General features: G+C 36.2%; 20 protein-coding genes, 1 pseudogene and 1 riboswitch. Of the genes and pseudogenes, 8 read left to right on the plus strand and 13 right to left on the minus strand.

The window, feature by feature from the left end; genetic code table 11:
• Window positions 1–23: 23 nt before the first annotated feature.
• Window positions 24–1,013 (minus strand): zinc-dependent alcohol dehydrogenase family protein, encoded by a 990-nt coding sequence (locus JNUCC23_RS17720; protein WP_454212737.1) that lies wholly within the window; start codon window positions 1,011–1,013, stop codon window positions 24–26.
• 112 nt (window positions 1,014–1,125) lie between these two features.
• Window positions 1,126–1,746 (minus strand): HAD-IA family hydrolase, encoded by a 621-nt coding sequence (locus JNUCC23_RS17725; RefSeq protein WP_454212739.1) that lies wholly within the window; start codon window positions 1,744–1,746, stop codon window positions 1,126–1,128.
• Between the two features lie 1,094 nt (window positions 1,747–2,840).
• Here JNUCC23_RS17725 and JNUCC23_RS17730 point away from each other — a divergent pair.
• A complete protein-coding gene (locus tag JNUCC23_RS17730; RefSeq protein ID WP_062176184.1) occupies window positions 2,841–3,281 on the plus strand; it encodes a GNAT family N-acetyltransferase in 441 nt (146 codons plus the stop codon).
• Between the two features lie 258 nt (window positions 3,282–3,539).
• On the opposite strand, the gene JNUCC23_RS17735 is transcribed toward JNUCC23_RS17730, so the two are convergent.
• On the minus strand, window positions 3,540–4,175 hold the full coding sequence (locus JNUCC23_RS17735) for an FMN-dependent NADH-azoreductase (protein ID WP_403068439.1): 636 nt from the start codon (window positions 4,173–4,175) through the stop codon (window positions 3,540–3,542).
• A gap of 169 nt (window positions 4,176–4,344) precedes the next feature.
• Entirely contained in the window at window positions 4,345–4,491 is a 147-nt protein-coding gene (locus JNUCC23_RS17740; protein ID WP_172796808.1) for a hypothetical protein, read from the minus strand.
• A 243-nt stretch (window positions 4,492–4,734) separates the two neighbouring features.
• Between JNUCC23_RS17740 and JNUCC23_RS17745 the strand changes: the two genes are divergently transcribed.
• Together JNUCC23_RS17745 and JNUCC23_RS17750 are read left to right on the plus strand one after the other, a co-directional pair.
• Window positions 4,735–5,121, plus strand: a complete 387-nt coding sequence (locus JNUCC23_RS17745) for a hypothetical protein (RefSeq protein WP_253722323.1) — start codon at window positions 4,735–4,737, stop codon at window positions 5,119–5,121.
• A complete protein-coding gene (locus JNUCC23_RS17750) occupies window positions 5,099–5,566 on the plus strand; it encodes a hypothetical protein (RefSeq protein ID WP_062176179.1) in 468 nt (155 codons plus the stop codon). The genes JNUCC23_RS17745 and JNUCC23_RS17750 overlap by 23 nt, the downstream gene beginning before the upstream one ends.
• 363 nt (window positions 5,567–5,929) lie before the next feature.
• Window positions 5,930–6,086: riboswitch (M-box (ykoK) riboswitch) on the minus strand.
• 180 nt (window positions 6,087–6,266) lie between these two features.
• On the opposite strand, the gene mprF is transcribed toward JNUCC23_RS17750, so the two are convergent.
• The 4 genes and pseudogenes from mprF to JNUCC23_RS17770 form a co-directional block, all read right to left on the minus strand.
• Window positions 6,267–8,801: a bifunctional lysylphosphatidylglycerol flippase/synthetase MprF gene (mprF, locus tag JNUCC23_RS17755; protein ID WP_454212742.1), complete on the minus strand. Its 2,535-nt coding sequence runs from the start codon at window positions 8,799–8,801 to the stop codon at window positions 6,267–6,269.
• Between the two features lie 488 nt (window positions 8,802–9,289).
• Window positions 9,290–10,105, minus strand: coding sequence for a COG4705 family protein (locus JNUCC23_RS17760; protein ID WP_454216127.1), 816 nt, complete (start codon window positions 10,103–10,105; stop codon window positions 9,290–9,292).
• Window positions 10,106–10,823: 718 nt separating this feature from the next.
• Window positions 10,824–11,105 (minus strand): annotated as a pseudogene (locus JNUCC23_RS17765) (DUF6980 family protein).
• A gap of 251 nt (window positions 11,106–11,356) precedes the next feature.
• Complete coding sequence (locus JNUCC23_RS17770; protein WP_454212744.1) at window positions 11,357–12,247, minus strand: LysR family transcriptional regulator; 891 nt, start codon at window positions 12,245–12,247, stop codon at window positions 11,357–11,359.
• Between the two features lie 164 nt (window positions 12,248–12,411).
• Between JNUCC23_RS17770 and JNUCC23_RS17775 the strand changes: the two genes are divergently transcribed.
• Entirely contained in the window at window positions 12,412–13,314 is a 903-nt protein-coding gene (locus JNUCC23_RS17775; RefSeq protein ID WP_454216129.1) for a DMT family transporter, read from the plus strand.
• A gap of 170 nt (window positions 13,315–13,484) precedes the next feature.
• Window positions 13,485–14,117: a LysE family translocator gene (locus JNUCC23_RS17780; RefSeq protein ID WP_454212746.1), complete on the plus strand. Its 633-nt coding sequence runs from the start codon at window positions 13,485–13,487 to the stop codon at window positions 14,115–14,117.
• Window positions 14,118–14,416: 299 nt separating this feature from the next.
• Here the strand turns inward: JNUCC23_RS17780 and JNUCC23_RS17785 are convergent, their stop codons facing one another.
• The 3 genes from JNUCC23_RS17785 to JNUCC23_RS17795 form a co-directional block, all read right to left on the minus strand.
• Window positions 14,417–15,673 carry an MFS transporter gene (locus tag JNUCC23_RS17785; protein ID WP_454212748.1) on the minus strand — a complete coding sequence of 419 codons (1,257 nt, stop codon included), beginning with the start codon at window positions 15,671–15,673 and terminating at the stop codon, window positions 14,417–14,419.
• 408 nt (window positions 15,674–16,081) lie between these two features.
• Window positions 16,082–16,789, minus strand: a complete 708-nt coding sequence (locus tag JNUCC23_RS17790; RefSeq protein WP_403068416.1) for a DNA alkylation repair protein — start codon at window positions 16,787–16,789, stop codon at window positions 16,082–16,084.
• Between the two features lie 260 nt (window positions 16,790–17,049).
• Window positions 17,050–17,460 carry an Lrp/AsnC family transcriptional regulator gene (locus JNUCC23_RS17795; protein ID WP_062176170.1) on the minus strand — a complete coding sequence of 137 codons (411 nt, stop codon included), beginning with the start codon at window positions 17,458–17,460 and terminating at the stop codon, window positions 17,050–17,052.
• A gap of 116 nt (window positions 17,461–17,576) precedes the next feature.
• On the opposite strand from JNUCC23_RS17795, the gene JNUCC23_RS17800 reads away from it, so the two are divergent.
• Window positions 17,577–18,338: an MBL fold metallo-hydrolase gene (locus JNUCC23_RS17800; RefSeq protein WP_403068412.1), complete on the plus strand. Its 762-nt coding sequence runs from the start codon at window positions 17,577–17,579 to the stop codon at window positions 18,336–18,338.
• A 91-nt stretch (window positions 18,339–18,429) separates the two neighbouring features.
• Here JNUCC23_RS17800 and JNUCC23_RS17805 read toward each other — a convergent pair whose 3' ends face one another.
• Together JNUCC23_RS17805 and JNUCC23_RS17810 are read right to left on the minus strand one after the other, a co-directional pair.
• Window positions 18,430–19,206 carry an AraC family transcriptional regulator gene (locus JNUCC23_RS17805; RefSeq protein ID WP_403068409.1) on the minus strand — a complete coding sequence of 259 codons (777 nt, stop codon included), beginning with the start codon at window positions 19,204–19,206 and terminating at the stop codon, window positions 18,430–18,432.
• Window positions 19,207–19,230: 24 nt separating this feature from the next.
• The gene (locus JNUCC23_RS17810) at window positions 19,231–19,806 is read right to left on the minus strand and encodes a LysE family translocator (protein WP_454212751.1); all 576 of its coding nucleotides are present in this window, start codon (window positions 19,804–19,806) and stop codon (window positions 19,231–19,233) included.
• 333 nt (window positions 19,807–20,139) lie between these two features.
• Between JNUCC23_RS17810 and JNUCC23_RS17815 the strand changes: the two genes are divergently transcribed.
• Entirely contained in the window at window positions 20,140–21,270 is a 1,131-nt protein-coding gene (locus JNUCC23_RS17815) for an NADH-dependent flavin oxidoreductase (protein WP_454212753.1), read from the plus strand.
• 114 nt (window positions 21,271–21,384) lie between these two features.
• Window positions 21,385–22,833 (plus strand): GMC family oxidoreductase, encoded by a 1,449-nt coding sequence (locus JNUCC23_RS17820; protein WP_253722321.1) that lies wholly within the window; start codon window positions 21,385–21,387, stop codon window positions 22,831–22,833.
• Window positions 22,834–22,865: the final 32 nt, after the last annotated feature.

Consider the following 22,865-nt stretch of genomic DNA (forward strand, 5'->3'; position numbering starts at 1 on the left):
TTTCCTCATTCAATGCTCTCCTATCAGCTTGTTAAAAACACTTTCCCCTTGCGAGCTTTAGAAGTTTCAACAACGGTAATTGCTTCTTTTACGTTTACTAAATCATAATGAGAATCTGTCATCATTAATTTTAATTTATGGTCTTGTATGAATGTGATGATCTGTTGAAAGGCTTCTTGCCAAGCTTCCGTAGATACTCTGTTATTCCAATGCCGTAAATGAAAGATTTTCGCTTTTACTTTTGCCTGATGGACAATTTCTGCCCAATTTACTTGAACGCCCGATAAAAGACCGATCGATAAAAAGATCCCATCGGGGTGTACACAATAAGCTAAATCAGTACCAGAGAAACCACCTATAGAATCAATCGCTGCATCAGCACCACGTCCATTGGTAATCTCCATCATCGCTACACGCAATGGTGTTTCAGATGTATTGATGACATAACTCGCGCCAAGGTTCAGTAATTCTTTTGTATATGTATGATTTCTCGTTACCGCAATTAACCGAAAGCCAAGTATTTTCGATAATTGGGCAAAGATTCGGCCGATTGAAGAACTACAAGCATTTACGACTAAAATATCATTTCGTTGCAATCTCAACTCTTCTGTACAAATTACCCATGCTGTAATTGGATTTATATACATCTGAGAAGCGATAAAATCATCCATCGTATCAGGGATTGGAACGGCAAACCGTGCGGATGTTTTGACAAACTCTTGCCAAGTACCTTCTCCTCTTAAAGGTAAAACCCGCTTCCCAACAAGATGATTCGATACTAAAGAACCCACCTCTTCTACGATCCCCACTCCTTCATAACCAGGAATAACAGGTAGTGCAATACGCTGGGAATACGCTCCTCTAATCGGAATTAAGTCTGAGGGATTAATAGGCCGTGCTAACATTCGCACAAGCACTTCATCTTCTTTAGGGCGCTGAATTTTTTTATGTTCCACTTTTAATACTGCTTCTGGTTGACCGAACTCATAAAATGTAATATATTTCGCATCCAACGCAATCACTCTCCTTCTATATCGGTTAACTCCGGACACAAATATCACTACACGGTTCAATCTTTACGACCTTCCGATCAAGCAGCGCCCCCATATACTACACACAGATTACTTACATAACTGTCAATATTTCTGAAGGTTTATGCACCTTATAGTCGGGATTCTCCCCTTGAATCGCTTCTATTGAATCATACCCCCAACTTACCCAGATCATCTTAATTCCTGCTTTTTTACAAGCAACTAGATCTCGTTTCTCATCACCTACATAAATCACTTCAGAAGACTCCAATTGATTCTCTCTTAAAAAATTTTCAATTAGTTTATCTTTTGAAAATAAACTGCTAGAACAAAGCACATTTGTTACACAGTCTATTTGATTGCGTTTTAAAAAAAATAATATATTCTCCTTTGAATTAGAAGAGATGATCGCTGTTTTATATCCTTTTTTCTCTAAGCCGGATAACATGTCCTTAATTCCATCAAACAAATTAATATCATTTATTGATTTTCGGTATAATTTATAAAATTGAGGAATGATGATTGGCAGCTTATACATTTGAAAATTTAACAATTTACATCTTTCTTTTATCGAAAGTTTTTTCAAAGTCTCGATATCATCAAACTTTATTTCTTTAAAGCGATATTTTCCAGCAAGAATATTCCAACTTGAGATGAAAGCCATTTTTGAATCGGCGAGTGTTCCATCAAAATCAAAAATTATATATTTCACCATTCACTTCACTCCTCATTTCTAATGATACTAATTGATTTTATGAAAATTTCCTCAGTATAAGTGCCCTCTTAAACTTTGCCTTTCCTTATTCCAAGTGAAAGCAATACTTCCTTTTTAAATTATTACACCCTTAGAACACGGTGTACTTAATCGCACCCGTTAAATGAGTAAATAAGACTCTGCTTTTACTTTATGTAACCATTTTTATAAAAAAGGTTAACATAATAAGACAGTTTTTAACACCATAAATTGACTTTATTACTACACAGTCCAAAGATATTGTGACAAGAACGAGAAAAATGACAGAATAAAAAAAGACCGAGAAGTCATCTCAATAGACAACTCCTCAGTCTATAAACAAATTAATTGTTATTTCTCTTGGCTTCTCCGCCTTTGCGACCAGCTTCTTCTCGACTCATTTTGTTATCGTTGTTAGCCATATTAATCACTCCTATAATAGATTTTTATCTTGCTTACATTACTTAATTATCCTGTGTTGGTAGTCTTTAAACTAAAGATGTAGTTTTGATAATAATTACCTTTATGTAATGTGATCAAACTTAAAATCGGAGCTATTTGCTCGATATACTAGTAATGTTATTTGTTTATGTATTTACGAAGGCCATTTTTGGGGGCATAAAAAAATTCTCAATTTTATTATTGAGAATCGGTTAATCATATGAAGTAGTTTGATAATTTTGACCAGATAAATTCACTATATCCATCCTTACTTTATTAGTCTTTTTATGAATATGATTTTTTCTCATTACGTTTTATTTCTTTTTCTTTGCTTCGTCCATTTTCACGCCATAATTCCAAACTTTAGTATATTTTTCCCCATAAACCTTCATTGCATCTGTTACTGATTTTACATATTTCTTCATTTAAATGATCCCCTTTCTTATATGGTATGCTTTTATTATCGTGTATGGAAGCCCTTTTGACAAAGCCGCTGAAAACGGAAACATCGCCTATGTAAACGGAAACAACTAGGATGATAGCGTGCATCATTACTATTTTTCTTACTATTCCATTGTTTTTGAATCATTTGTAAATTAAGATTACTCTTATAACGATATTAGGGGGAACCATACATGTGCATTAAAAAAGCAACATTAAATGAGCTTGATCCGCTAACAGAACTGTTTGATTTATACAGAGAGTTCTATGAACAAAAGTCTAATATTGAAGGGGCAAAGGAGTTTTTAAAAGCAAGATTAATGAACGAAGAATCCGTCGTCTTTATAGCCTTTGATGAGAATCATCCGATTGGTTTTGTTCAGTTATATCCATCATTTTCTTCATTAAGTATGAAAAAGTCATGGGTGTTAAACGATTTATATGTGAAAGAAACTGCGAGAAAAAAAGGGTTTGGTGAGAAATTATTAAAAGAAGCAATTAACTTTGCTAAGGAAACAGGTTCAAAAGGAGTTTTACTTGAGACAAATGTAGAAAATATTCCCGCACAAAGTCTGTACGAAAAAATTGGTTTTAAAAGAGAAGAAAATTATTTTTATTTTTATTCGGTTATTTAAGTTGTTTACAAAACGCCACCATGTACCATGAAGGATTAATCAAGTGTCACGTTGCACTCACCTCATCACAATGGTGCCGGTGCGAAGCCGGAATTAAGACTTTCTATAATAAAAAAGGATACTTGCTAAGTAGATTAGTCATATTAATAAGTTGCGAAGCCCCGCTCCATGTCCTTTATACAAAAGAGGCTAATCTAAAACAAGGATCAAAACGTTTTGACACCCATCTTTGAATTAGCCTCTCGTTCTTCCATTTAATTAAAAAGTATGCGCTAAATCCTTAGCACGAGCAATGCCATTTTCTTTAATTTTTTGTGCTTTATCGGGCATAGCATTATGACCTTCAATAAATAATCCTTCAAAAGAAGGCACACCAAAGAAATTCATAATTACACTTAAGAAGCGATGACCCATTTCTACTTCAGCTGCTGGACCTTCTGAATATACACCGCCACGCGCCTGAATATGAAGGGCCTTCTTATTTGTTAAAAGACCAATTGGACCTTGAGCCGTATATTTAAATGTTTTTCCCGCTACGGCAACAGAGTCAATATACGCTTTCATTACTGGAGGGAATGAGAAATTCCATAAGGGGGTTACAAATACATATTTATCCCCGGACATAAACTGTTCACTCAGTTCATTCAGACGTCCCACTTTGGATTTTTCTTCTGCTGAGAGCTCTTCAAATCCTTTACCAGATTGGAGTTTCCCCCAGCCACTGAAAACATCCGTATCGAGATGAGGGATATGTTCTTGATATAAATCAAGATGAACGATTTCATCATTTGGATGTACTTCCTTGTATGTCTCAATGAATGCTTTACCCGCTGCCATACTGACAGATTGAGTATCATCATTAGGATGAGCTGTGATGTATAATAATTTTACCATGCTGCCTTCACCTTCTACTTTTTAGATTTATTATCGTATGTTTGAGCAAAAAACAAAAAATGAACCAAGATTTGCATGATTTCATCTAAAAGAACTTCTCAAAACAAGTAAAGGCAGTTAGAAAAGTACCCTATAGACTTTACCAATGCTAAGAAAGATGATTTCTTATTTATTTAATTTCAAAGAAATATGGGTTACCGCCAATGTTTAATCGCATTTCATCTGTTATTTGATAAGGTTCATTTGAATGAGACTCATTGTTTACAGCATAGTCAAAAGAAACGCTACCATCATAATGATTAGGCTTTTGCTCCATGTTTACACCTCCAATCATTTTTAGTATCTATCTCTTCCTTTAATTCATTCTTCGATCGGTAGCTTTTACTGACCGTTTTCAATAAATAATCATTTTTACAATATTTTGGAGTGAACTAGCACGATCTAACCACTTTTTTTAAGACTATTGCTTTATTTTCTACTATTAATTCGAATTGTTATTTATAGCGATGTATAATAAGACAATGCAGAAAAATAGATTCTAGTTAAGGAGTGTCACATAATGATGGTATGGACGTTAGCCCTTTTATTTGGGGCAGCAGTTGTTCTACTTATCTTGTCGTTTATTAAATCAAAGCAAGCGGAACAAGAGGCAGAACAAAAAATGGAACAATTTACGATTTCACTTTTGAAAGAATTAAATCAGTTACAACAGAAAGTTCAAAACGTCGAGATAGATACTGAAATAATTGCTCAAAAAACAGGAGCTTCAAAACAGCGGCTTGTATTGCGTGAGGTTATCGACTTACATAGGCGCGGATATTCATTGGAAAGCATTGCCGAAAAAAGCCAACTGAATGAGAATGAGATTAAAAGATTACTAGCTCCCTACATAAAATCAAAGGATGAGAGGAGCGATGTTGTCGATGAAAGCACAATTAATGCGTAGCTTTGCCGGTGGACTTATACTTTCAACCAGTATATGCGGGATTGTGTACCTCCTTGGTTCGAACAATGTACAATCCGCTAAAATACCATCAGAAGACGAAATGATCAACTCATTAACCGCTGATGGCTATATCGTTCAAACAGAAGAAGAGTGGAAAAAGCAAATTACTGCCAACGAAACACCTAAAGAGCAGATAAAAGAAGAACCAACTGAGGCAGAAACAGCCGAGGAAAAGGTCGTGTATCGTACCATTTTGTCAGTATCTAAAGGGATGACTAGCATTGATATTGAAAAGATCCTTAAATCAACAAAAAGCATTGGTCCTGAGATTAATTTCTCGAAAGAAGTGGAAAATCGTGGCTTATCTAACAAGTTACGTCCAGGTACTTATGAAGTAGATAGTGGAATGACGATAGACGAAATAATGGCTGTTATCTTTAAATAAACATTAGCTAGGATAAGATGCCATTGTCACTCCTCACTAGTAGAGAGTTATAGTTTAGTTAGATATGTTAACCGTTGGAAAGCTCTGTTGATCACTACAGGGCGTTTCTTTATTTTGATTTACAATGTTTAGAGTTTCCCACCTTTGAAATAAAGAGATAAAGTCAGACTTTGTTTTTTCACCGGTCAACTAACCGGTGAAAAAAACAAAATGGTACGCTACCGTTCCTTAATTTACCCCAATTTTCTCTACTCTTTGTTGCCTGTACCCAAATTCATATATTTTTTCTACATAGATTTGATGCCATATCATAAAAATTAATATAGTCCATAATGCTAGAGTTAGAGTATATAAACGTCCATACAATCCATCAATCGTTAAGCTTTGCACTATGCACCAGGATGTTCTAGCTGCATAAAAAAACACCTTAGGTCGATGTTCCTGTTGACCATTGGCGTCTTTGGACGTTTCTAATAGCAGCATATCTCCAGCATAGGAGCCTCATCTAACTAAAATCATCGTCTATTCACTTAACAACTACATCCTAAATGCTCCATCTAAAGTTTTCAACATCATTTCGGGAAGTGACACGCTAAAAAGCAAACATCCTATTTGAAAAGAAGCCGACAATTGCACAATCGATTCATACACCTCATACTTCAAATCATGCCAAACATTAGTATTTCTAATAACTAGTGTCTCAATTTTTTCTTTTCTTTCCAATCAATAAGGTAATTTGTGTCATAGTAAAAGGTAATGACGTTTTTTTACGGTAAGCTAAATATTTAGGTTGCCATGTATCGGCATATTTTTCTTTAAATTTTCTTAAACCATGAAAAGAATAGAGAAATTGACCATGCATAAATATTTGAGAAGCTATTTTTTCACTTAAAAATGAATACTTTGAAATCCCAACATTCGATAAAGGGGCCATTCCGATATTAAAGGATTTATATCCTTGTTCTTTTGCCCATTCAAATAATGATAGAAAAACAAAGTCCATTGTCCCAGAGGGTGCATCCTTACCAAATCGCATCAAATCCAAAGAGACCGTATGTTTTTTATCATAAACTGGCATAATGTTTACAAATCCAAGGATCCTCTTTCCTTCATCTTTCACAACGGCAATCTCAGCTTTATTAAGGTAATCCTCATCAAAAAAACCGAGGGAAAAACCTTTTTCCGTTCTTCCTTTGAGCCATTCATTTGATATTCCCCTAAGTTTCTTCATGAAATCTTCATCAAAAGGAGGGGCTACAATCTCAAAATGATAATTCTCTCGTTCAAACTTGTTTTTTACTGCCCTGGCTCCTTTCATCTTTTTCCCACTATATGAAAAACTGTCTAAATCAACATAAGCTTCCTCACCGAGCTTAAAAAAGTCATACCCATTTTCATGAAGATAAGGGAGCATCGTATTGCTGACCTCATAAAAAACAGGTGTAAATCCATAAAGATCCGATGTTTCTCGGAATTCTTCTATTGCAAGAAGCATTTCATCACGGTCACCAATAGGGTCTCCAAGAACCACAAGCTTGTCAGAATATATCTGATACGAAAACATGACGTTGTTTTTTTTATTCCAATAAATATATTTATCATGTAAAAAAATTAAATGGGTTAGAACCGTTCCATTAAATTTTTCTAAGTGTTCCGTAATTTTCTCTTCCTGAACAAGGGATGTTTCCGTACTCCATTTTTTATCCCGACTTAACAAATAACCTGCGATAAAAATAGATAAGGCGATAAGCAAGCCAATTAAAGCACTAGTAAATAGATCATGAGAATCTTGAATCACAAAAGGCGACAGCTTTGGATTCACTTTCATTTTGGCGGAAGGTAAATTTAGATATCCAATTAAAACATACATGAAGGTAATCATGACAAACACCGCTATATCAAAAATCATTTTCCCCCAGCTTAATATCAATTTTTCCCTGTTAAAACGTTTTTTGGACATTCTCAGGAGCACGATAACAATCAAAAGGAACAATGCTTCTTCATAATCAAATCCTTTAAAGAATGAAAATAAGGCAGCCAAAAATAAGACACCCATCGTTAGCGGATATGACCGTTTCACCTTATACTGAATACCTCGGGATAAACCGAGCAGGATAAAACCAGTTGCAACGGAGAGCTGATGAGAGATATTCATGATTGGAAAGGATAAAAACTCTTGAGTAATTTGTAATCTTTCAACAATTCCTGGTACTGCAGCTGACAGAAGCAAAATAATTCCTGAAAAAAAGACCAATAAGGTTAATAGTACATGGCTTATCCTCACTATGACCACATTGGGAAGATTGTTCCATGATTTATTCCACTTGTTCCAAAAATCTTTGATAAAAAGAAAAACTCCTACGAAAAAAGGAAGGATAAAATAGCCAATACGATAAAATAGCAGGAGGACTAGCACCTTCTCATCCGGAACACCCAATGCATGAGTTCCCCAAATAAAAACTAAGTCAAAGGATCCAAAGCCCCCAGGAATCATACTGATAATACCAGCACATGAAGCAACGATAAAAACAGGAATAAGATCGTTAAAATAAAGGGGTAGCTTCAAAATAAAACTTAATAACCAAATAACAAGGAATGCGCTTATCCACTCAAGCAAAGAAACAAGGAGTAGTTTTATTACAACTCCAAAATCAGTAGCTGAACCAGTTGCCTTTTTGCGTTGGATAATATGGACAATGATAAAAATCGGCAAATACATACCTACGGCTACAACGGCCCAAAAAAGCCATCTTGTATCTTGAATAAAAGGGGAATTCCTATAAGCGACAAGTACAATCCAGGAAAGCAAAGAGATACCTGTAAGGGTAAAAAGTGAAACAAAAGCAATTTTCGTCACCAGTCTTTTCCTATCATCTTCGTATTCATTATAGAAATAGGTTCTCAACGCAACTCCAACAAGACCTCCAAAACCAATTAAGTTTGAAAAGGTATTCGCAACAAGAGATTTTTTTACCAATTCTTTCAAAGGAACTTTAATCCCTAATATTTTCACTAAAAATACATCATAAAAAACCATAGGAAAAATGGAGCAAAATGCAAGTAAAAGAATGAAAAGCGTCATAGCAAAATGCAATTGGCTTACTTCATGACGTACCAATTGAACGTCTATGTTTCCTGTAAATTTTTTCATTTCAAAGACTGCCAGGACTAATAAAATCAACGGAAAAATAACTTTTATGAATTGAAATATCTTTGCTTTATTTAAACTTTTCATACTTATTCACCTCATATGTTTCTCCTCGCTTGCCTTCCATGGCTATCTATATCTTATGTAAATAAAAGACATGCTACTATTCTCCGATGTAAAAATAGTAATGTACGCTACAATTTGTATCGATGCGTACACAAATATTCGTGTAGGAATAGACTTTTTCTATCATGGAGACCAAAATCCCAATATAAGAAAGACGGTTATATAACCCAGATTCAGTCTAACAAACAACTGTTACAAAGTGCCTATTTATAAGTTATTAGCTAATAGGTTAGGAAGTATACCAGAAACTAATTGAAATGGGGAGTGTTTTGAAGTAAAGGGTCAGACCCCGCAACAACTAAATACAGTACAAGATACGCGTATGAAACATTACATACTGATTTAGAGTGCGAGGTCAGACCCTTATGAGACACCTTTCTATCCACTTCAACGAAAGCTCTCTTTTTTTTCCTATTAAAAAATGTACGAAACAAAAATCAGCTCGTTCTTTAGTCTTCTGAGCCCAATCGCGGGTTCTCGTCTATTCTCGTCTTGGTCAAGTAGATGACCAAGATTAGGATGATTACGAGGAAAATTGCGCTAGTACCCATCGTACCCAGTCCAAGACCACCAGCATGACGAGATTGTGACAAATAGTCGCCAAGAGAGGCGCCGAAAGGACGGGTCAAGATGTAGGCAATCCAGAAGGCCAGCACTGCATTCATCTTGAAAAAGTAGTAGGCGAGGGTCACCACCCCGATTACTATAGCGAACAGTAGAGCTGAAATCCAATAGCCTAAGTTGAGTCCCTCTGCTATGAGGTCACCAGCTGCAGTCCCCAAGGCAAAGGTGAATAGAATGGCCAACCAGTAGAACGCTTCCCGCCTTGTCGTATAGATTGAGTGAATAGACAGGGTCTTCTCACTCGCGTACCAAACCGCAAAAGTTGCTAGTAGCGCAAGACCGAAGACAACAGTGGTCGTCTCTAGCGCGACCCCATAGTTGTCCACGAGATTGTCCGTGACTAGTGTGCCGACAACACTTATAAGCACGACTGCGAGCCAATAGATCCCTGGCACATACTTTCTCGCCCTGAACTGGAAAAACAGTGTGATAAGAAAGAGGATAGCCATAAGATAGGTTGTATTAGTCAATCCCCAGTGCAGGTTAAAGTTTAGGAAGTCTGCAGCCGTCTCTCCTACAGTCGTTGCCATAATCTTGATAATCCAGAAGTAGAGCGTGACTTCTGGAACCTTGTTCAACATTTGCCGGCCTCGTGATGCGGTTTCTTTAGTAATAGATGGAACTTTCACCAATGATTTCATCCCCTTTTTTGTTTTACTCAACATCGGTAATCAATGACACCAAAAGTCCTCTTTAAAATGCTGTAATGAAATCCATCATAAACCTTGTTACTTCCTCTCTAATATTTCGTAAAATACAATTCAAACAATACATTATTTACATGAAAATTTAATGAATATTAGATTAAATTACTTAAGTACTCTGCTAAAATTGGATATAACACAAACAACACTCTAAGAAGGAAGCCCCGTTGCACACAACAGATTGTACTAGGTATTTCGACTATAATTCCCATTTTATCGAAGAATATAACAAGCTCGTTTACATAAACCACCTTACTCGAAGCAAAAACAAGAAAGAAAGCCGTATTGGATTAAACATAGCCAAATACAGAAATTTATCTATTAATAAATTAAACGCGGCTGTTAGAATTCATCCTTTGTATCCATCACTGGCATACATTCTTCGAGTTGGTCATCTTCAATTTTCCTCATCGTGTTCGTAAGTACTCGAAGCGGTGATCATAATTTCCCTGCAAATAGTCGGCCACAAATCAGACTTAATGTACGTGTTCAAAAAGGAGAATAAAAAGAGTCGAGATGTTCGAGGTGTGATCGTCTCAAACCTTTCGCGGATGCAGTAATACGTGAGGAACGGACGTGCACGATTTTAACAGAAGGTCAAAAATGCGCTTTGTTGCAATTCGCAAGCTTTTTTACCGGAATTTTTGAACAACCATTACATTCTGTACCATTCAACAGATTTAAACTTCTTAGGAATGCCTAGTTCAAACGGATCATCAAAACCTAATTGTTCAAGAGTATCAAACCACAAATCACTTTTTGAGTCTGGCAATTTTGTGCCACATCACAGGCAATCGTCTATAATTAAACTAGCTGTCCCACCATCATGAATTATTAACCCATACTCATCAAACTTGTCGTTGTAATATATTTGATTATCTGGACAACCAAATGGATTAGAATGTTCCTCGCATTTAAAGTTGACCTGTTTTGTCATGGTTTCACAGCAATGTACTTTTATTAATTTTCTCCTTTCTATAGGAAAGCACTACAAAGTTGAATAACATTCAATTACATTTTTTGAAAATTCCCCTTTCATGAGCGAGGCTACTTATTTTTTTCTTCCTTCAAAGTGTTTTCAAGCTGCTTAATAATTAACTCTTGTCGTTTCACAGGATGACATTTTGCTTTAATTTTTGCGATTTATATTTTGAACGCTACAATTCCTTCGATAAAACTTGTGGTATGTCATATCGAATTGAAATGTGAAGGATCACTTGCCCATGATTTCAGATATTCAATGAACTTTTTCGTGGCTGGAGCAAGGGTTTTAAAAGATGTAGCAGCGATACCAATTGTGCGATAATTCTCTTGTTCTAAGTTAAGGATGCGAACATTATTGGGAATTCGATATAAAGCCATTTCAGGGAGGATACTGATTCCCATACCATGTTGAACCATTGAAAATATGGCTTGATCATCGGCAAGTTCAAATTTAATTTTAGGTGTTACATTGTTTTCTGCTAAGATCCGCCTTAAGTCATTATCGCTCCCTTTCTTCGACATAATTAGCTGCTCCTCTTGGATTTTTTCAAAGCTTATCTCACTTTGGTGAGCAAGGGGATGATCATCAGAGAGGATACAAAGCATTGGATCTTTTTTTAAGGAAATCACTTCAAAAGCATAGGAGGTCGGGATCGAGACAAAACCAAAATCAACAATTCCATTCGATATCCAATACTCAATGTCATCATAATCCCCTTCTAGCAGCTTAATTTCGATGGAAGGATACAACTCACTAAAATTCCCCAAGATTTCAGGCAGCCATTGGGCCGAAACACTTGAAAATGTGCCAATACGTACTACACCAATTTCTAGACCATTAATATTAGCTATTTCTTGAACCATTTCTTCATTCCATTTTAGAATTTCACGTATGTATCGTAAGACATGCTCTCCGTTACTAGTCAAATTAACACCTGCACGCCCTCTAGTAAGGATAGAAAATCCCCATTCTGATTCAAGGCTAGCAATGGCATGACTAACAGCGGATTGAGTTAGACCGAGTGTTTCTCCCGCTTTAGTAAGGCTCCCTAATTCTACAACGGTATTAAATATCTCAAACTTCGCAAGCGACAATTTCATCACTCCATTTACATGAATTTTTTTCATCTAATTACTTAAAAACATTCATTTTTCTTATTTGAATTTTACAATTATACTAAAAAATAATCAATTTGTGATAGGTTAGGTGATGAAAAATGAATGGGATTAAAAAGTTAGAGAAATTAAAAAGGATTGGTATGAACACTCAATTGAAAGCAGATTTTATGATGATTATGGTTACGATGTTTTGGGGTTCGTCCTATTTATTTATGAAGATGGGGCTTGATTCTATCCAGGAATTTAACTTGATAGCCTTACGCTTTGGTATCGCCTTTATTTTAGCTGGGGTCGTTTTTTACAAACGCTTCATGCATCTTGATTTTCAAACGATTAAATCTGGATTTATATTAGGGTCCATCTTATTTTTGGCAATTTCTGTTGTCACGATCGGATTAACATCCACCTCCATTTCCAATGCAGGCTTTTTATTTAGTCTTACAGTCGTATTTGTCCCGTTATTATTAGCCCTCTTTTTTAGAAAAAAACCTGAAAAAAGAATTGCTTTTGGCGTAGTCTTCTCGATAGTAGGAATTGCTCTGTTAACGTTAAATCATGATTTCCAAATTAGTTCTGGAGATTTCCTCATCATTTTAGGTGCCCTTTTTTATGCCATCCACATTATTGCTACAGATAAATTGACGAAGAATGTGGATTCCATTACTCTTGGAGTTTTACAACTTGGCTTTACCGGAGCATGGGGGCTACTATTTTCTTTATGGTGGGAACAGCCACATCTTCCTAGCACTTCTACATCATGGTTTTCGATTTTGGCATTAAGCATACTATGTAGCGCCATTGGATTTATCGGTCAAACTGCAGCCCAAAAATATACGACACCCACACACACAGGGCTTATCTTTTCATTAGAACCCATTTTTGCCGCATTCCTTGCTTTTATTTTCGTAGAAGAAGTACTCCCAGCAAGGGGTTATTTAGGGGCAGCTCTTGTTTTATTCGGTGTCTTAACTGCAAAGGTCGATTTTAAAAAGTCGTTTATGAGTAAAGGTATTAGGAAAACAATCAACGAGTCTAGAGCCTAGTTTCATATCTCGTATAAAAATAGAATAGGGTCAAGCATTGTATGTGTACATGAGATTGAATAAAATTACTTATTTTTGCATAATTATTTATGTTTCATTTGTATTTTTATGCTAATATTATGTATATAAACGGACGTATGAAGGAATCAAATTTGAAAGATGTGTTCTTTTTGAGTTTATTTTTTACGTATCTTCTAGCTGGTCTGGCAATTGCCATGCCTGTAGGAGCAATGACTGTTGAAATGACGAAGCAAGGTCTAAAAAAGGGTTTTTTACATGGGTGGGCTGTAGGATTAGGTGGAATGACGGTCGATCTCTTATTAATTATTTCCTTATATTTAGGATTGGCATCTATACTTTCTACCCCTTACATTCAAATACCAATGTGGCTAATTGGGGCCTGTTTCTTAGCATTTTTAGGTTATGACTCTATCAAAAACTCGGATCAGGATATTACATTAACTGGTGATAGACCAAATCAATCATTTTTTAGCTCATATCGTAATGGATTACTAGTAGCCATTTCACCAGGAAATCTCGTGTTTTGGATTTCCGTTTTTGGAGCTGTACTTGCCGATTCCTATGAGTCTATACAACCGACAAAATTTTTAATCGTTGGAGCAGGTTTATTAGCTGGTATCCTAGTCCATGATATTGGTCTCCTATTAATCGTTACGATAACAAGAAAAATTATGAATCGAACGATGATAAAATGGGTATCCATCATCGCTGGATTTATTTTAATAGGTTTTGCGGGATACTTCTTATATGAGTTTATAATCGCAATTAAAGGAGTTTTATAAAAGACCAGAGATGTTATTCCATTAAAATGTTCATTTTTGATGGAGTAATATCTCTGGTCTTCTTATTTTTTATAGTTTAGTCATACTATTTCTTTCTACGTTCTTTAGAATGGAACAAATGCTGTCCCACACTTGAAGCTGTACATGTAGCTTTGAAATAAAGTTTGATTGAATGAACTCTATAAATCTTGATACGCGAGCAAATAAAAAGCGTGTTTATGTACCTATATTTTTCACTTTTTTCAGTACTAGAATATCCATTTCCACTTTTCTTTTTTTATAATGGATCGATCCTCCCGTTATTTTGTTTTAACCGCAAGAACAATAAACCCGGCGATAACCATCACTACTGACAAACTAATAAACACGATTGAGAAAGATCCGCCAAATAGAGTAATTAAAGCGCCAAAAGTCATTGGGGCTACAAAGCCACCAAGTGTCGAACCCGTATTGATAATCCCAACGGATGAACCAATTACTTTTTCAGGCAGGATTTTGTGTGGCCAAGAGAATACCCCAACAAAGATAATGGTTAATAAAAATGTAAGCACATATAACAAGCCAATAGATACTGCCAATGAATCAGAAAGCACCAAACCTGCAAACGCTGCAGCTGATAGGATCGAACTACTTAAAAATAATACTTTTTCTTTATCAACAAAAAATTTTGTCAATAAAATGCCTGCTAATAAGGAAGCGATTGTTCCCCCAACTGCGTTGATAGCCAGGATCGTTCCAACTGTACTTATCGATAATGCGAATTTTGCTTTTAAGAAAGATGGCAGCCAAGACATATTTCCGTAAAAAGCCATATTGACTAAAACCATAACCATAAATAGAGTGATTACATTTCGATTCAAAATGACTGATTTAAAACTAGTTTGTTTTGGTTCAACCTTCCTTTTCTCTATTGTAGTACCGTTAGGCACAAAGAAAATAACCAATATTAACGAAATGAAAAATAATGTACCTAATACATAATAAGCATAGTGCCAGTCCAAATCTATTAGTCTTGCTCCAAATAGGAAAGCTAGGATTCCTCCAATTCCGCTTGTAGATAATATTAGAGATTGGATAAAAGTCCGCCTATCTTTCGAGAAATTCACTGCAATACTTTTTGACGTACTTGATGGATAGCCTGCATGTCCAACACCTGCTGCGAAACGAATCAAAATAAATAAAAGAAGACTTCCTACAAAACCAAATGCAAATGTAAATACAGTAATCAGTGAAAGAGATATAATTAATACCTTTTTATAGCCAATTTTATCTGCTAACCATCCACCTGGAATTTGCATTAAGGAGTAGCCTAAGAAAAACAAACTCATTATTAATCCTGTCTGACTTGTTGTGAAATTGTACTGCTCTGCAATAGGGATAATCGCTGTCGAAATCATATTTTTGTCCATGTAAAGCAAGGAATAACCAAACATTAAAACCGTAATTAGCAAAATTTCACTTGGTTTTTTTGCTTTTTGAGCAGGGTTCTTTCCTACCATTTGTTGATGTGTTTCGTTTGTGTATGGATCCTGTAATGCACTTTTGGAAATAGACATAAAAAGTCTCCTCTCGCCAAGTTGTAATCGCTATCATTTTTTCGGGTCTATTATAGTATAATATAATTTTCTGAATAATTGTAATATTTTTCAAAAAGAATCTGTATCTTTGATAAAAAATAGGCGTTCACAAAGATGAATTGTGAACACCTTTCATTTATTTCACTTTAACATGGAACTCTGCATTTTTTGAAGAAATTTGTTGTCTATTATTCTTGATTGTCTTCATTACTTTTGTATTCTAAAATATCTCTGGGCTGACATTCTATACCTTTAAACTATTCCATTAATAACTTGTTACACGAATCTGCTCCTATTGTTAAATAACTACAACAAAAAAAGGGCATCCATCCATCTTGGATCAACGCCCTCGATATTTAAATATTGTTCCTGATGAGAGTCTACTGTTTAACATCTTACATATTTGCGTTTGAAACCAAGCTTCCCTTTATCTACTTCCTTTTGAATACTTTCGTAAGCATGTGGGAAACTACTTTTTTTCTTGTCCCGTTTGACTTCTACTGGACCTACTACCTTTGCAGTTTCGACCGCCTTTTCATGGAGCGGCAAATATGATATCCCAACAGTGTATAGAAAATTATTCATAGCAGATTTCGTTCGTTCTGGCGAATCGTGAATCGTATTTTTCACAATTTCAATCATGTTGGCAATCTTGCTCTCGGAAAATTCAACGTCTGAGCGATTCCCTAAAAGCCAACAGTAACAACTCCAGCCCGCTGACATTCTCAGCTCTTTACCGCTTGCGATCCATTTATCAGCAACTTCTTGTGCAATATCTGCTTCCGCTAAAGTTACTGCTACCACATAATCGGACAGCATATAAAAATAGGCCAAATCCATCCAACGATCAAAATCCGACTCTGTCATTGCTTTTGGATCTGCAATAATGCCTGCAAAGTACATTGCGTCGTAGTTCCCTGTGGCATAAAGCTCTTCAGCTAATGTTTGATTGATTTTTATTTTCTTAGCTATTGGCTTCATTGCACCTGTTGCCACGCCAAAAAGCGGCTCATGCGCACCATTGGATATGTACATTTTTTTAGTTCGTTCCTTGCCAAGGGCTTCAAGCTCCTGCATAACCATTTCTAAATTCATCGTTTAGCACTTCCTTCTTTTTGGAGTTCCCCCCTAATATTTTTCCCATCAAATACATCACCATTATCCTATAACAAACTACCATTTGTCAGCAAAACTACCGTCTAAGCGCATGAGTGTTATGCAGGAATCCACTTCATGTATGTTGATACTATGTTCTCCTCACTTTGAATGATGTGGAAACATGGATGAATGAGTTGCTGCGGAAAATCCCGGATTATCAAACCCCAGATCAAGCATTCGTCAGTTTTATTACTGCGCTATTTCTTAATAACAATCGATAATTTATAGTTTGCATGCTCGTTTAAGTCCTCTAAAAATTGGTCTAATAATTCATTAGATGGAAATTTGCATTCGAGAAGGTAACAACCATCCCCACTGATTTTATAGTTATTTATTATGTATTGTTCTTGTATTTTTATAAATGAGAGATAAGGTTGATGATACATACTTTGTGTAATGATCGTAATAAAAGCATGTATAAAACACCCTAATTTAACTTGATTCACTTTAATTGTATATCCCTCAATAATCCCATTATCCTCTAATTTCGCAACTCTTGCTGAAGCAGCTTGCCCAGTCAAATGGACTCTCTCCCCCAATTCTTTCATAGTGATCCGACTGTTCTTGGATAGTTCGTCTAAGATACGCATATCCGTGCTATCTAACATTTATTCAAATCCTTTCATTTATCAAGTCAAACAGCAAAAAGACTTGATTTTATCTATGTATCTGCTAGTTAGTCATAGTATAAACTATACGTAAATCAAAAAAAGGAGTTATAAATATGAATATAGAACAAATTCGAAATGCTACACTAGTTGTCGAATATGCAGGGAAAAAGTTTTTAATTGATCCATTTTTAGCAGATAAGGGTACTTACCCGCCTTTCCCCAATTCATTAAGACAAGATCAAAATAATCCTTTAGTTAGCTTACCAACATCAATTGATAATATCATTAATCATGTAGATGCTGTCATTGTAACGCATCTACATTTAGACCATTGGGATGATGTTGCCATAGATGTATTGTCAAAAGATATAAAAATGTTTGTACAAAATGAAGAAGATGCTACTGAAATTCGAAACGCTGGTTTTCAAAATGTAGAAGTTTTACATGAAGATACAGTTTTTAAGGGTATCCAATTGACTAAAACAAAAGGTGAGCATGGAAGAGGAGAAATACTGAAAGTTGCTGGTCTAGTGTGTGGCGTTGTCTTCAAACACCCAAATGAAAAAACTTTATATGTAGCTGGAGATACGGTTTGGTATGAAGCGATTCAACAAGTAATCGAAACACACAAACCAGAAATCATTGTTGTAAACGCTGGAGATAATCAATTCCTAGAAGGCGGTTCTCTAGTAATGGGGAAAGATGATGTCCATGAAGTGCATAAGGCTGCCCCATACGCAAAAATTATTGCTAGCCATATGGAAGCTGTCAATCATTGGACATTATCCAGAGTAGAATTAAAAAGCTTTGTTAACGAAAAAGGAATCTCCTCTAATGTTTTAGTGCCAGATGACGGCGAAACATACTCATTTTAAGATTGACCAATCCCACAGCTAAAGCAGTGGGACTCTTTTTGGCAAACATCTAATAATATCGCCTACTTTTAAAGTCAATTTTATTCCCCTCTTAATTTAAATGTGACATATATTCAAATGCTGTTGTTCCATATACGCTTTTAAAGTGTTTATTTAAATGGGTTAAATCAACAAAACCACATTCAGCTACGGCAGAATAAATATCTCTATTTCTTTCTATTAACTGCTTGGCACGTTCTATCTTGCAGTTAAGAAAGTATTGGTATGGTGTAATTCCAGTCTGAGCCTTGAATAACCTGATAAACTGAAATTTTGATAAATCAAGTTCTTTACATATCTTGTCAAGTTTAAGTACATTTTCTAAGTTGGCATGAAGCATATCCTTTGCTTTTCCAATTAGAACGTTATCTTTCTTAAGGCCTGTAGAAAGATTCGTTTGAATAAGGCTATCTGTAAGGGATAAGAATAATTCACTGCAAAAAGCCTCATCTTTTTCGCTTAATATTGCATGAGAAAGACTTAATATTCTTTGTTCAAGTCTATAATCATACACAATAGGGGTTGAAAAACGTACGATATCCTTTTTCCGAGTAGCCTCTAAAAACAATTGTGGCTCAATATATAGCATCACATAATCAAGGCCTGCCTCATCATGTGCCATTCCGTCATGTGCCTGTTCTGGATTAAAAAGCATAACACCATTTTGATAGGATAATTGTAAACTGCCATCCAAGTTATAATGTTGAATACCACGCAATGTTACACCTATTGCATACTCCTTGTGAGAGTGCTTTTTATATGAAAAATCAGTAATACTCGCTGACAACGCAGTAATATCTGCCGACTTTTTATAGATAAATTTCTCCACTTAATTCACCTCTTAAATGCTACCCTACATCCAGATCATGATTGTAGCATAAACTAAACATAATGCCATTATTACATTAACTGTTCTTTTATACTTCTGTAAAAACTGCTTGAAGATTGCACCGAAAAGAACCCATGTAATAAATGCTAAAAATCCAATGATCGTTATAACTATAACACTTATTGTCACAGCTGATATGTCGGTATAATAAGGCAAAACAAAGCTAGGAATGACAGTCAGCGTAAATAGTACTACCTTTGGATTTAAAAACTGCATAAGAAAGCCTGAGATAAAAGTGCCAGCTTTGTTGTCAGTTGGTGCTGATGTATCCATTTTGTAAATTTGATAGGCGAGATATAACATATAAATGGTTCCGATAATCTGCATACCAATTAAAATTTTTGGTATGACCGTTATAAGCACCGTATTCAACATAGCAGAAATACCAAGTAATGAACCAAAAGCAATCGTTGCTCCATACGTATATTCCATTGCCTTTTTTGGCCCAAAATTATGCACTGTCGATAATATGACAATGTTAGTAGGTCCTGGTGTAAATGTAACAATAAAACTGTAAAATAATAATGATGTAATATCCATGAGGGTAACTCCTTTCGAGGTATCTTCATAGAATGATACATCTTAAATTAAATGGCATATAGTATATTATTGCAGGATTATACAAAGCTTCTGCAAAGTTAACTCTACAAATTTAGGGTGATGATACGTTATATTTCATTCTGTAGCACAAAATAAAAGCGGGTTTTATTTTGTGTAATACTTCACAATTATAGAAATGCGTCCTTGTGGAGTAACCTGGTTCTCTCTTTTCCCATGAATAATTTACTGAATAATACTTAAGCATATTTACTGTATCTTTTATATCGTAAAAGTATAATAAAGAGGTTCACTAATATACGGAGGTCGAGAATTATGAATCCAAAATATGAAACACTATTCCAACCAATTACCTTGCGAAGTGGAATTCTATTAGATAATCGTATCATTATGGCACCGATGACCAATTTTTCTTCAAATCAAGACGGTACAGTCTCAGATGAGGAAATAGCGTATTATAGTCGCCGTTCAAATGGAGTCGGAATGGTTGTCACAGCTTGTGCATATGTCACAGCTAATGGAAAAGGATTTCAGGGTGAATTTGGAAGCGATCGTGATGACTTGATTCCAAGTTTACGCAGACTAGCTTCTGCTATTAAAGAACAAGGAGCAAAAGCAGTCCTGCAAATTTTCCATGGTGGTCGGATGTGTCCACCAGATTTAGTTCCAGATGGAGAAATTGTAAGCGCTAGTGCTGTTCCGGCAGAACAAGGCGTAGTATCAGATCAAGTTCCTCGCGCTTTGACTGAGATAGAAATTCAATCCATTATTCGTGATTTTGGCGAGTCTACCCGGAGAGCGATCGAAGCTGGATTTGATGGGGTTGAATTACATGGAGCTAATGGATATTTAATTCAGCAGTTCTTTTCACCACATTCCAACCGACGTGAAGATCAGTACGGCGGCAGTTTTGAAAAAAGATTAACATTTCCAATTGCTGTTGTAGATGAAGTGAAAAAGGTAGTTGCCAAACATGCGAAAGAACCATTTCTCGTTGGATATAGATTCTCACCAGAGGAACCTGAAACACCAGGAATTACAATGGCAGACACTCTTGCATTAGTGGATGTTTTGGCTAGTAAAGAGCTTGATTACCTCCATGTCTCCTTAGGGGAGTTCTGGTCATCTCCACGACGGGGTGTTGAAGATTCCCGATCTCGCCTTGAAATTATTCAGGAGAGAGTTGGAGAAAGAGTTCCTGTGATTGGTGTAGGATCAATCTACACAGCAGAAGATGCTTTAAAAGCTATCCAAAGTGGTGTTTCAATGATTGCAATCGGTCGAGGACTCATCATCGACCCTGATTGGGTTGAGAAAGTTAAGCAAGGAAGAGAGTCTGAAATTGAGACAAAACTAAAAAAAGATGCTCAATCTCGTCTTATCGTGCCAGATCCTCTTTGGCAAGTGATTGTGAACACACCTGGATGGTTTCCTATTGAAGATTAAAGAGAGAGTAAAACAAGGAATAGTTTTTAACTATTTCTTGTTTTTTTTACATTTCATATTGATAAACAGTCGAGCATACCTTTAAAAGAAATGTTTCTAAAGGGAGTGATGGCTATGGTGGTGAAATATAAAAATAATTGGATTCCTACAAAGTCACTTGAAGAAATGTCAAAGACAAATTACGACGTCCTTATTGTGGGAAGCGGTCCTGGTGGGGGAGCAACTTTACAGAGGCTCTGTGAACTTTGGAAAAATCAAGGGGCTAAAAAGATCGGAATAGTAGAAAAGGGAGATAAGTTATTTCATTCTCACGCCCTTAACATTCCCACACAGAATGTAAATACAGCCCGAGACGAGCTCCTTCCAGACAATTCAACGACTTTCGAAGATCGTTTACCCCAATTTTCAGGAGCCAGAATGATATACGCGCTTGGGGGGAGGTCTTTGTTTTGGAATGCAGCTACTCCGAGACCTATTCGATCTGAGCTTAATAAATGGCCGATCCATCCTGGGGAATTGAATGTGTATTATGGGATGGCTGAGAAATTATTGCATGTCACAACGGATTATGCTAAAGGTTCATCGATGCAAAATAGGATGTTAAAACAACTCCATGCAGGTGGTATTTTGGAAGCAGATGATATGCCACTTGCTTTTGATATGACACCTTCCCGGCAAGGAGAAGTTCATTCAAATCCTTGGTATAGTTCGATCAATGCTCTGGCCGCTGCCAAGTTTGACCGGCCATATGATCTCGCAGTAAATGCTTATGTCTCAAGAGTATTGACAGGGAATGGGAGAGTTTCTGGTGTCGAGGTTTTTTCTGAAGACAAGAAGGCTCACACAATTCGAGCAAAAAATGTGGTAGTATCTGCGAGTACTTTAGAGACTCCACGTCTATTGCTTAATTCTGGGATCCAGGGGCCTGCTATCGGCCGTTATTTAACAGGCCATGTGTCCATCATTGCCATCGGAACCATCAGTAGATGGGAGTTCTCTGATAAACTTGGCAACCTAGCTGTTTTGAAATTTGAGACGAAAGAGTCTCCTTATCAAATTCAGATTCTTGGGCCTGATCAATATTTTTCATATCAGCAATTTGAAGATAAGGCACTTAAAGATCAGCTCATGGTTGTCTATGCTTCCTTTGGAAGAGTTGAACCCCGTGCTGAGAACAGAGTGTACATTGATCCGTCCGCAAAGGATGAATTCGGTGTACCATTACAACAAGTTCAATATTCTTTAAGTAATCAAGACCGTCAGACAGCCAGCCTAGTTGAGCAAGGAATTAGGCAATCCGCCACAGCTATGGGTGTGACTCTTGATGAGTCTACTTTAGTTCTACGACCGCCTGGCTCAGATATGCATGAAGCTAGTACTTGCAGAATGGGGGATGATCCCGCAACTTCAGCGACAAATCGTCACGGTCAAATACATGGGGTTCAAGGTTTGTATGTAGCAGATAATAGTGTTCTCCCTACCCTGACAGCAGCTGGTCCAACTCTTTCCGGTACTGCTTTGGCTATAAGACTTGCCGATCATCTTGTTCGCCAGTCCGGATAGAAGTTTAATCTTTAAATATTGTATGCTAAGGA

It is taken from the genome of Peribacillus sp. JNUCC 23 (assembly GCF_053653995.1).

Coding starts and splice junctions, on each gene's coding strand:
- JNUCC23_RS17760 (WP_454216127.1), bottom strand. CDS start 10,105: ATGAAATCATTGGTGAAAGTTCCATCTATTACTAAAGAAACCGCATCA.
- JNUCC23_RS17730 (WP_062176184.1), top strand. CDS start 2,841: ATGTGCATTAAAAAAGCAACATTAAATGAGCTTGATCCGCTAACAGAA.
- JNUCC23_RS17795 (WP_062176170.1), bottom strand. CDS start 17,460: ATGTTAGATAGCACGGATATGCGTATCTTAGACGAACTATCCAAGAAC.
- JNUCC23_RS17725 (WP_454212739.1), bottom strand. CDS start 1,746: ATGGTGAAATATATAATTTTTGATTTTGATGGAACACTCGCCGATTCA.
- JNUCC23_RS17740 (WP_172796808.1), bottom strand. CDS start 4,491: ATGGAGCAAAAGCCTAATCATTATGATGGTAGCGTTTCTTTTGACTAT.
- JNUCC23_RS17820 (WP_253722321.1), top strand. CDS start 21,385: ATGGTGGTGAAATATAAAAATAATTGGATTCCTACAAAGTCACTTGAA.
- JNUCC23_RS17745 (WP_253722323.1), top strand. CDS start 4,735: ATGATGGTATGGACGTTAGCCCTTTTATTTGGGGCAGCAGTTGTTCTA.
- JNUCC23_RS17790 (WP_403068416.1), bottom strand. CDS start 16,789: ATGAATTTAGAAATGGTTATGCAGGAGCTTGAAGCCCTTGGCAAGGAA.
- JNUCC23_RS17815 (WP_454212753.1), top strand. CDS start 20,140: ATGAATCCAAAATATGAAACACTATTCCAACCAATTACCTTGCGAAGT.
- JNUCC23_RS17735 (WP_403068439.1), bottom strand. CDS start 4,175: ATGGTAAAATTATTATACATCACAGCTCATCCTAATGATGATACTCAA.
- JNUCC23_RS17810 (WP_454212751.1), bottom strand. CDS start 19,806: ATGGATATTACATCATTATTATTTTACAGTTTTATTGTTACATTTACA.
- JNUCC23_RS17785 (WP_454212748.1), bottom strand. CDS start 15,673: ATGTCTATTTCCAAAAGTGCATTACAGGATCCATACACAAACGAAACA.
- JNUCC23_RS17750 (WP_062176179.1), top strand. CDS start 5,099: ATGAAAGCACAATTAATGCGTAGCTTTGCCGGTGGACTTATACTTTCA.
- JNUCC23_RS17775 (WP_454216129.1), top strand. CDS start 12,412: ATGAACACTCAATTGAAAGCAGATTTTATGATGATTATGGTTACGATG.
- mprF (WP_454212742.1), bottom strand. CDS start 8,801: ATGAAAAGTTTAAATAAAGCAAAGATATTTCAATTCATAAAAGTTATT.
- JNUCC23_RS17800 (WP_403068412.1), top strand. CDS start 17,577: ATGAATATAGAACAAATTCGAAATGCTACACTAGTTGTCGAATATGCA.